This is a genomic window from Microcoleus sp. D3_18a_C4 (assembly GCF_036702415.1).
Classification (GTDB): Bacteria; Cyanobacteriota; Cyanobacteriia; order Cyanobacteriales; family Microcoleaceae; genus Microcoleus.
On sequence record NZ_JAUBTI010000051.1, the window covers coordinates 16,007 to 27,980 of the forward strand.

1 protein-coding gene is annotated in these 11,974 nt (G+C 44.3%); it reads right to left on the bottom strand.

Annotated features, from left to right (window positions below; genetic code table 11):
* Position 1: 1 nt before the first annotated feature.
* The gene (locus QUB16_RS20715) at positions 2–11,971 is read right to left on the bottom strand and encodes a DUF4114 domain-containing protein (protein WP_333318967.1); all 11,970 of its coding nucleotides are present in this window, start codon (positions 11,969–11,971) and stop codon (positions 2–4) included.
* Between the last annotated feature and the right edge of the window lie 3 nt (positions 11,972–11,974).

The following is an 11,974-nucleotide window of genomic DNA, read 5'->3' on the forward strand; positions in this document are numbered from 1 at the left end:
ATTACCTCTGAGTTTTTACCGATAATTTGCGAATTAAATCTATTGCTGCTCTATTCGCATCTTCGGTTATATTACGGGAGCCAAATAGGGGAGTAGTTATAGAAGAACCAATAGGTGTAAGTATAAATAGAGTCCGCAATGGATCTTCTGTTTTAACATCGAAAGATACAACTCCTATATCCGCACCAAATCCATACTTTGGCTTGCCATCAGCATCTTCGTCTTGCCAATGGAAACGTACTCCTCCACCAGCACCAGCACCCAAACCAATCCGAAGTTCTCGATCGATTTTACTATTCTTATTGGAAGATCCAAAAGTAACTGCACCTGAAATAATGTTTGTTCCCAAAGCCAAACTCAAACCGCTATCGGGCGTTAATGTTCCCGTTACGTTAGCATTCAATCCACCACTTTCTAATACTATGAATTGATTTTTGTTGATGGGAATATTCACATTAACATTATAAAGCCCAGCGTACTCATTCAACCCATAGATATCTTTCTTGTCATCGTTTAACCAACGCCCTCTTTGTATAGAAAGATTAACCAAATCTAAATTTAAGTTCTCAGTTTTAATGCCGAGTAACCCTGTCGTAACATCAAAACCATATTGATATAAAGCTGACTGTTTGTTTCCCAGTATCAAGTTGTCTGTCCAGAGACTTTTGTATTCATTGTTATTCACAGAAGCGTTAGCTATTGGCTTGTGACCTTGAGTTTGGTCTGTTGGTATCGGATTACTATTTTCACCAAAGCCAGTAATCTTTCCTATTACAGTTGCGGATGACCCATCTGGTACATAGACTTTTTGACCAATCTGTAGATGACCAACCTCCTCTTCAGTAAATGTGCTGCCATCCGCTTTGCGAAGTTCGCTCCACCGACTCCCATCACCAAGTTTTTCCTGTGCAATATCCCAAAGAGTATCAGCATCCTTGATTTCGTATTCATAGGAGTTACCGGGCGTGGAATTACCAGACGTAATTCCTCCCTTGAGAACAGTCTCAGATTGTCGATCGCCTTGTTGACCATTTAAAGTTGCCCCCGATCCATAACCTATATCAGTCACACTGATTGGTCTTCCAAATTCATCAAGTTGTGTCTCTTTTGCAACCAGATATCCAGAAGGTTCATTAATCCACGCATCAAGCCATTCTTGAAATGATTGACTATCTTCAGTTTCTGGCTCAGTAGATGAAAAATTATCATCTTGGTCTTCTGACGTTTCATCGTCTAAAGATAGAAGGTCATCTTCAAATTCTTCCTTCCCTGAAATCTTATCAACCATTCCCTTAAGATCATCTTTCCAAAGACTCAAAATCCCACCAATACCAGACAACCAACCCTCAATCCCACCATCCTTAATCGCATTACCTAAGTACAAAGCAGTATTACCAACTTTATCAACGGTCTTCAAAATACCCTCCACAGCCTTGTTGAAATTGCCAGCAAAGCTCTTACCGATCGCAAGAACAGCGTTGAAGATATTACCAATTGCTGCAAACCAGTCGCCTTTTTGAATTGATTTGACACCTTTGTAAATCAATTCTGGGGCTTTCTGGAGCGAACCAATTATCGATACCATCACTTTCTGGATAGCTGGGGAGCATTTATCGAGCAGCGATTTCAGTCCTGGTGTCACTGCTGAAGCAAAGCCACCGAGGATTTGCAACGCACCTAAAATACTGTCACCAGACATAATGGAACGTGCTCCATTGAAAGCACCTGTGGCTACAGATTGTAACCCTTGAATTGTCTTGATTGCTGTTGCAGAGATGGCATTGCCCATTCCAGCAGTAACGACGTTCACCCCAGCCATCACTACACTGAAAATTGCTCCCATCCAGTCGCCACTTATGGCTGATTGAATGGCACTAATTCCCGCACTCGCTGCACCTAAACCAATTGCTAAAGGTGCGAAACCTCCAATAGTAGCAATGGTTGCCATTATCCCAAGAACTGTAGAGATAATTCCCAGCAACTTCATCCAGAACATCTTTTTACGAAGTTTCCGCTGTTCGATTCGCTGCTTGATAATTTGCTCCAACATCTCCTTCGACTGCTTAGCCAAATCCTCAGAAATATCCACCGCTTGTTCCGCATAAGCAACCTTAGTCAAAGCCTCCATATACAGCGGCTCAATCACCTGCTTTTCACCCGATAATTCCTCAGCACGCTGCAACTCTTTCAACAATTGTTGAGAAGCACCTTGCAAATCCGTCTCGGCAGTTTGCAACAACTGAGTATCCCACTGTTCCTCTAAATCGATGCGATTTATCTCAGTTTTGTACTGTTGAACTTGTCCAATTAAGCCCTCCATTGCCCTCAGCAGATTTTCTTGAATATTCGCCGCTTCTTTCCCTTGCAATGCCAGATGGATATCACCCCGCGCTTCTGCTAACAATGCCTTCAAATCCGCTGGTAAATCAGATTGCTGCTGAGTTTCCAAATCTTTCAGCGATGCGAGAAGTCCCGCTAATTGTGTTTGCAATTGCACCGGATCGTCCGTTGCTTCCAGGGTAGTCATTCCCAGATTTCCCCGCGCCTGATTTAAGGATTGCCGCAGATTATCTTCGGCTTGCAATTGCCGCAACAGTTCGATTTTGGCAACAGTTTCTGTTCTCTGACGTTCCGTTTCTAGTCTGTCGCGTTCCATCCTCGCTTGTACAGCTTCATCAATTCCCTGCTGGCGCGATTCGGCAATTTCTTGCTCTAATTGCGCTTGGGCTAAATTCAGTTTTTCAATGGTTACTAACTGAATAAAAGTTTGTTCCGTTTGTTCGCGGATGCGGGTAATGCCATCCAGACGAGCTTGAGCAATGGCTAATTCCTGCTCTTTTTTCTCCTTTTCCTCCTGGGTAGTGGCAATTTTGTCATTTAAATCGCTCAACAATTTAGCAGCGGTTTCTTGCTGTGTTTGCAGCGTTTTCATCTGCGCCTCGGCGGTTTTTCTCGTCGCCCCAAAGGCATCAGCTTGCGATCGAGCGCGGCGCTGTAACTCCCGGTTATTCAGCATTTCCTGATAGTATCGGTCTGCTAAAATTCGGTCTTCTGGCTTAGCTAAACCGGGGCTAGAGCTATTGCCTTTATCGCCTGCTAAGTCGCTGTAATCGCGATAGTAAATCTCTGCCGCCGTCGCCATATCGTTGTGCTTAGCTACATCTAACAGCGCTTTCGCTTCTTTGAAACCCGCGTCAGTTGCTTGCTGCAATCGCTGCAAAATTTGGAACTCTAAATAGTTGACTTCTTGCTGTTTTTGTGCAGCTTGCAGGGTGTAGTTAGCATTCGCCTGAGTTGCTTCTACCAGCGCTTTCAGAATCTGTTGATTTTCCCTCGCTTGCTTGAGATGTTCGTCATTTTGCACCAACAAATCTTCCTTCAATTGTTGCAATGGTGCGGTGAGAATCTTGCTAGCAGCTTCAGCTTGTTCTGCTAAACGCTGGGCTTCGGCTAAAGCAGCGCGGGCATCTTGCAATTGTTGCTGCAAATTGCTAGTGTCGGCATCGGGGTCTTTGGTGTAGGCATCGAGTAACCTTTGTTCGGCAAGAATTACCTCGTTTTGTGCTGTTAACAGCGTGCGTTTTTGAGTCAGCGCGGTTTGCTGGGCGGTGAGGATTGCAGCTTTATTTATCAGTAGCTGCAAGGTTTGTTTTAACTGTGCTTCTTTGCTGTATAAGTCTTGCAAACCATCTACAGTAGCACCTTGTTTGACAAATTCGGCAATTTGATTAGTAATTGCTTGCTGTTGCTGTTTCAGGGAATCAATTAGCGCTTTCGTGCCTGCTAATTCCGGTGCTAGGGCTACACTTTGCCGCTCAACCCATTTTTCTACATCAGCAATTTGTTGCTGAGTTTCTATGGCTTGTTTGTTCAGTTCGCCGCGACGTGCCAGGATATCAGCAACAGCAGCGCGATACTCCTCAGAATTAGTATCGTATTCTTCCCATTGTTGCTGCACTTTAGCATTTTGAGCGGCGGCTTCAGCCTCGGCTTGTTCTAACTGTTGCTTCAGCGTTGGCAACAGATTTTCTAAGAATTCTAATTGAATTTTGTCACCAGGAATCGACTTGCGAGCCTCTTCTAATTGTGCAAAGAAATCGCGGGATTCTTTAACAGGAGGTTGGGCTTCATTGGCCGCATTATTTGCCTCAGTCCACTGTTTCGCCAATGGTTCGATTCGCTCTTTTTCCTTGCGCCATTTATCGGCTTCTGCGAGATGTGCAATTCCCTGTTGCCGCAACTGGGGAAATATTTGGGAATATTGACTCCAAAGAATCCAATTATGGTCAACATGGGTAACAGTCTCCCAATGACCTTTTCCAGAGCGTCTTTTAACCCAGCGTTGCTCGTACCAGTAAGGGCCATTTTTGCGACTGACCGCCCAATTATAAGCCGCTTGTTGTTCGTACCAAGCCGCTTGTGCTAAAGCCGCATAACCTTGCGCTTCGTGTGATGCTTGTTCGGCTTTTGCTTTATCAAATAGCGCTTGATTTGGATTTCGCCCTTCGACAGCATCAGCAGCTAGCAATGTATCCACTGTTGAATTTAACAAGTTGGATATGTGCTGATTTGGGCTACGTCCTTCTAAAGTTGCTCCTTGCAACAAATTAATCGCTGTACCGTTTTCAGGATGGTCTTTGAGGAATTGCGCTCTTAATTCTTTAGTAGCTGCATCTATCTCTGTATGAGATGTTTTGGAACCTAGAATTGCCTGTATTTGTGCTTGATAATCCTTCAATTCCTGCGACTCAACACCGTAACGAGTCGCAATAGGAGCAATTTCTTGCCACAACTCATCATCCTGTTTAATGCGGAGTTTAATTTTCTCAATTGCTTGCTCAGTAGAAGTAACACTACCATCAAGTGCATCGGCGAGATTTTCCACAACCCCCAGAGTCTTAATCCCGTCCTCCAGATTCGCCTCACTCCGCTGATAGTCACCGTATGGTTCAGCAAATCGATCGTTAATTTCAGCTATCAAATTATCAACAGATTCAGACAATTTTTGCTGGTTATCACCCAATTTTTTCGTCATCGGGTTGCCCTCTAATAGCTCTTGAGTGGTGTTGGTGACGCTATTAGTTAAATCTTGGCGAACTTGGTCAGTAAGTTGGGCATGAGCTAGCACGGTGTCATCTTTAATTGCCGCCTCAGCCGCGTTTTCGGAATTGAGCTGAGACTGCAAAGCAGTGAGGCGATTTTCATTGCTTTCTAGCTTCTGGCGGATTTCTAATTCTTGCTTTTGCCGCAACGGAAGCAGGGCTTCTGTTGCTTGTTTCAGCAATTTTTCTAAATCGTCAGCGGCAGTCTGACTCGATGCTTGCAATGCTTCTAAACTGCTAAGCTGAGATTTTGACAGTTGAATCAAATTCTTCAGATATTCCTGACTCACCGGATCTGTTGTATTGGCGAGTTGTTGTTCCCAATCAGCAACTAAGTCATTAATGCTATTGATTTGATTTGTCAAATCCTGGCCTTGACCGCGCAATTTTTCCAGATGAGTATTGACTTGCGGCTCGACTTGTGTAGCAAAGAAATCAACATCTGATTCCGAAGCCAGCATTCCCAAACCAATTAACTGACGCAGTGCTGTTGATTTTAATTGAGTTGTTTGGGCGAGTTCTCCTGCCAGATTTGCGGCCTGAGATGCTGCATTTTGGATGGTTTTAATTAGTTGGTTTTCTCGATCTTGCAGGGGTTGTAAGCGCTGATTCACAGTGGCGATCGCACTTTGTACCCGATTAAACTCCGCTTCCAGTTGTGGCACTCCTCCCAGCGCTTGTAACTGGGAGTTAAGAGTGGCAATTTGTGACTGTTGTTCGGCGGCTTTCTGAGTGAGTTCGTTAATTTTTTTAGCTGCTTCTTGACGGCGTTGCCACAGTTTGTTCCGCTCATCTGCGATAAATGAAGCTGCTTGCAAATGACTGCGATAGGCCGCAGCTTCGCCAGCATTGTAAGCCCAAGCACTGCCGTTCCAATACCAGGTTTTTTGCCGACTTGCTTCAGCTAAATTCAAGTAAGCTCGTTCCGCTGCTGCGAGTCCAGCATCGTTATCGATCGCACTTTGAATCACTAAATTTTGATTGCCGATTTGCAGGTTTGTAAAAGCGAGAGCTTGTTGAGTATCGGCAAGAGATGTTTGGAGCGATCGACCTTTTTGCAAATTATCTTGAACAGGCTTTAATTGTGACTGCAAATCTGCCAATTGTTGCCTGTCTGCTGCTCCAGCTTGACGAGTTGCCAATAAAGATTCAGTGGCAGTTACTTGAGTTTGATTTGCTTGCTGCCATGCGTTCCAATCCTGCTGATACTTAGTTTGTAAAACACCAGTGCGATTGAGAACATCGAGGCGACTTTGCAGGCGATCGACTTCACCTTCCACTTGCTCCAAGTATTGACTGGTAAGTTCAATTTCTCGATATTTGTCAATCAGTTTTTGTTCGGTATCAGCTTTGAGTTGATTCAGCTTTTCTAAATCTTGGACAAGAGTATCCCGCTGCTGTTGTTGTTGCGATAGTTGAGCATTTAATTGTGATAGCTGAACTAAAAGGTTTCTGTCTGTTTCCAGTGTGCTTATTTGCTGTTGAGCAGTGGCAATTTGAGGCTGCAAAGTGGCATTGAGTTGTTGTGCATTTGAGGTAGCTAAATCTCGCTGTTGTGCAAAAGAATTAGCAGCACCTTGATGATTATTTCGATAGACGGCTGCTTGGGGATTAGGCAATCGTCCTTCGTATCTGCCATAGGAGAGATAGTGCCAGTAAGCTAATTGTCCGTTCCAGCCAAAGGCTTTTGCAACGTCAGGGTAATAAGCTAGATAAGCATCGGCATTAAACACATAAACCTGACCGTTCCAGTAATTAGCTGCATTTTGATTAGCTTGCCGTTGCTGTTCCAATGAGTTAGCAGTAGCAAAGGCTTGATTGATTTGATTTTGATAGCCTTGTACCGCAGATTTTTGCTGCTGAATTGCGGCATCTGTAGAGGCGATCGCACTTGGGATATCCGTCAGTTGTGCTGCGGAAATTGTCGAAAAACTGGATTGAGTTTGGGCGATCGCACTTTCCGTCCCTTCAATTTCCTTGTTTTTATCAACAATTTGTTTTTGTTTAGCCGGAATCTGAACATCTTCTAAATCTGCTTTCTTCAAACCCAATTCGCGATATTCTTTTTTGAGTACAGCCAGAGCTTTATCTGTTTGTGCTTGCTCAGTTTTTCCTTGAGTTAAACGACTATCTAAATTATCAAACCCGGCGAGGAAATTCGCGCTACTTCCCTCGACACCGTGCAGGAAATCAAGGTATCTCTGTAGGGGCAATCCCCCCGTGGTTGCCCCTTGTGTGGTTGCCTTAAGTTTTTGCTGTTCCCGTTCAAAATCATTAATTAAAGATGCGATCGCCAATCGTTCCGGCGAATCAGCCAAAGCCATTGCTAATTGGTTGCGCTGCAACTTAGCCCAAGCCAATTCTTGCTCTAAATTCTGCAAATAACTTGCCCAGTTATCCAACTGTTGCTGCAAACTCTCGCTAGGATTTTTCTGCAATTGATTCTGCAACTCCAGCATTGTCTTGAACGCATTCAGTTGTTCCGATTCTAACTTCTCAATTTGTTTGTCAACCGCCCACAACCTCTCGCGATAAGGCAACAAGAAACCAGCAGTTTCTAAGAAGTTTTGCAAATTCTTCGCAGCTTCAGCTTTCTCAGCTTGAATTGCCTCTAACTTAGCCTGACTTTCTTTCAACCGATTTTCGGTTAAATCGGTTAACTGCTGTTGCGCGGGAATCTTTTCATTTTCCACTCTTTGCAGTTCTTTTTCAGCTAGATCGATTTCTTGAAGTAGCGTTTCTAACTTTTGCCGCTGTACCGGATCGTGCAAAGCAAACAAATCTTTTTCCGCTTGCAAGCGCAACGCATCCGCCGCAATTTCATAGTCAATTCCCTGTTTCAAAACAGGCCAATCTTTAATTCCAGTTTCTAACTTTCTTGCCTGTTCTTGCAGCGCGCTTGCTTGTTGCTGTGCTTGTTGCGCCAACTGTGCGTAAGCTTGCGACTCAGAAGCAGCTTGATTAGCTAATTGTTGAGCCATATCCCGCGGCCCAATATGTTCGGGATAGTGTACCCATCCATAAACAGGTTCGGTATTTTTTCCAGAACGACCAGTACGTTTAGTACCTACTTGTTGCCAACGATTAATTTGAGAATTGTGCCAATTAGCTTGAATTTGATTTTGTTGCTGGCGCGACCCAGCAATAACAGCTAAATTGGTATAATTTTCAGCAATCTTTGCTTGTTCTGCGGCCTGTTGTTGCAAAAGTTGCAGCACTTTACCAGCTTTATCGAGACCTTCTTCACCGAGATTAGTTGGTTTTGCTTCTAAGAATTGAGCGTACTGATTTAAAGCACCTTGCTGCTGTGCTGCTTGCTGTGATAATTGCTGTAAACTTTGAGAATTTTGAGTAGCAATTTGGGATTGCCATTGCGATTGATTTTTCTGTCTTGACAAGTTTGGGTCATTTGCCCAACCCCAAATTTCTCGCCGGCGGCCGGATCTGCCTTTTTCTGTACCCACAGGTTGCCAGCGGAGGGGATTAATGTTATTAGAAATCGCACTAAATCTCGCCGCTTCTGCATTTTGAATCGCAGCTTGAGCCTGGAAATTAGAGGCAAATTGTTGTTGTTTATTTGCTGCTTCGCGCCAAGGTGCGGGATCTGTTTGCAAATTATCGCCAACATTCGCAAAAGGATTGAGCAATTTAGCTTTAGCTTTAGCCAAATCCGCCTCAGCTTTGGCAATTTGTGCTTGAATTCCCTCTAACAGTTTTTGAGTCTCTGTCTCTAAAGCAGATTTATTTTCCCCAAGTTTAGCTAACCTATCCTCAAGTTCCTTTTGCTGTGTCCAAAGATTTTGCAGTCGCTCGTTTTCAATTTGATAGTGACTCGTTGCGAGGGCTAATTCTTCGACTCTTTGTTGGTTGTGAGCATCAGTAATCCCAGCATCAGTGCTCACTTGTTGATACTTATTCAAAGCATCAGCAATTTTCGCGATCGCGTCAGCTTCTAAATCTGACAAGTTGAGAGACGGATTACCCAAATCTGCTAAGATTTGCCACTGTTCGAGTAAATCTTGCTGAGCTTTTTCTAAGTCAGAAATCGCCTTTTGAGTTGGCTCAGATGCCGCTCTTGCTAAAGTCTCTACGCGACCTTCCCCGCTGAATAAACTTACCTGAACCCCTGATTTTACGGGGGCTGGAGTTGGTTCCATTGACAAAGCGCGATCGATCGCACTTTTCACATCTACCAAACCCGCCCCAGTTTCTTTATCCCATCCAGGTGTATTCAAATCCGCTGCTGTATCTATCAGCAATTGCTTGACTTGTGTCAAACTTAATGCTGGATTTGCCGCCCAAACTAAAGAAGCTGCGGCTGTGACATAGGATGCCGATCGCGAAGTGCCGACAAAAGCATTGGGATCGTTCGCCCACGAACCCCCAGGAGCCATTAAATCGAGTCCGTCACCGTAGGCAGAATAGTCAGTTTTAGACTCAAATTTATTGACAGCACCGACAGTAATAATGTTATCAAATATCTTGCTAGCCGCTCCCAAAGCCGACATTACCCCGCCCGTATTGCCTGCTGAAACAACTAGCAAAACATTATTTTCGCGGGCATATTGAATCGCTGCTTGTTCTTCAGGAGTGAGTTCGTAACGAGTGGTAATGCCGATATCATCTAATTGGGATAAATCGAAACTGAGATTGGCGATCGCCCGATTTTCACCATTTGCTTTCACCCCATCTACAAACCGCCTCAATTGCTCAGCCCAATCCCCCCGATTGACGGTAAAAGTGTCGTACTTAGCCAGAGAATTAATCGAGGAAAATGCAGAAGTAACTCGCTGAACGTGTTCTCCCTCCGTAAAGTCAATAAATCCAACTTTCGGCTGCTTAGCATCAGAGGGCAGCAGAGAAATAGCCTCATCAGCATTCAGCAAAAACTCATCAAATACCGTGGAATCAGGCTGGCTTAAAGCTTCCCCTAAAGACACTGATAGCCCGAATTCCGCTCCCACCTCTGGACTTTGCAGTAATTGTCGGAGAGTGGGAATATTGCTGTCGCTTATGCCAAGCTTAGCCAGAGAATCTGGTTTATTGAACAGCGGCAGGGCATCGGGATATTGCTCTAATAAAGTTGTGAGATTGATCAGGGATTCTGTGGCTGCTTCGCTGCTCAAACCTTCGCTGAAATTTGCCGAATTTTGATTAATGACTTTCGTTAAATCTGTCAGGGCAGTATTGACAGCAGCAATGGAATCCGTACTGAGATTGCTAGTAGTAACTGAAAAGTTGTGAATGACAGAATTACCTGCTGCATCCTTTGCCCGAATTACGACATCAGTAACGCCCGATTGTGGCAATCCTATCAGTTGTAACTTATCTTCCTCTAAACTAACAACTAAAGAGGCACTGTTACCCTCAACCACTTCATACTTTAAAGTGCTAGCTTCGGGGTCAAAAAACACTTGAGCGAGGTCAACTTGGCGGGTAGGTTGTGCTGGAGTTAAGGCAAAATCTACAACGGGTTTAATCGCAGGAGGCTTATCGTTAACTAAGGACTTAGTTAAAATTTCCTGGCCTGCTTTTGACTCCAGCCATTGAGTATTGGCATTGACATTTGCTGCGAGTTCTGGTACGTTAGCCGTCGCGCCATCGATCGCAAAAATTAAGTCATTAAAATCGCGATCGGCCTGGTTTCCTGGTATATCTTCCCAAGCAAAAGTATTACCTTTTCCAGTGAAATCAGCCAGCATTACTTGACTGTCGGCATTAGCTGCTGGAATCGAAAACAGGGGAGTTTTATCCTGCCAAAGACTGGGAGATTCCGATATCTCTTGCACAGTGCCATTAGGAACTAACATCACTGCAAATTTAGCCCCTGGTGGCATCGCAAAAGTTTTGATACCTTGGTATTGACCATGATTAACATTTGGTTCGCCAAATTCACCGCTAAATCTCGCACCTTCCAGGCGATCGCGAATCGCAATATGACCCAATTCTGAACTGCTTAAAGCACGTTTAACTGCTTCTTGTCTAAAAGCATCAGAATTCGGCGGATATTGCTCCATTCCCGATAAATTAACGATCGCAATTTCTCCCTCATAAAGACCGCCATCAACGAGGAAATCAAAGCTGACTTGACCCGTTTCGCCAACAGTCCATACTCCAGGTGTGATATTCGACAATGAGTTAGTTGTAGGAATATCTAATTCTGATTTAGCGACTTCTTGAGTTGGGAGAATAACTGGATTTTGAGCGTTAGTAGTTTCGACAGTTGACAGATTTGTATTAGTTTTTGTTTGAGGTTCAGTTAAAAAAGAATTAGGCACTTCGATCGCAGAAACCGGGTTTTTTACCAAATCTGCGGGCTGCAACGAAGTATTTTCGTAGAAAAACCCGGTTTCTGAGTCCTCGTCGGTAAGTCCTATTAAAGTTGATGCTGTTTCCTGAGTTTCTGAAGTTGTCGCATCTTTATTTATATTGAGTTCATGATTAGTGGAAGTCGGTGCGATCGCCTCTATTTTCGTTTCAGTTTCCACGGCTGTCATCACAGTAGGCTCTGAAGCCCCAGCATCTTTGATTGAGGGAGAAACAGAAGTTGCGATCGGCTCTTGTTTACTTTCAATTGTCGTGGCTTTCGGTTCGGAAACGGAAACAGAGTGAGTCGCGGCTGTCGGCGCGATCGCCTTTTTTTCCTCTTCAATTGTCACCGCTGGTGTCACAGTTATATCTGAAGTAGCAACCTCGGTTTTCGAGACAGATTCATTCGGAGTGGAAACAGGTGCGATCGGCTCTTTTTTCTCTTCATTTTTCACCGATGGCGTCACTGTTATATCTGAAGTAGCAACCTCGGTTTTCGAGACAGATTCATTCGGAGTGGAAACCGGGGCGATCGCCTTTTTTTCCTCTTCAATTGTCACCGC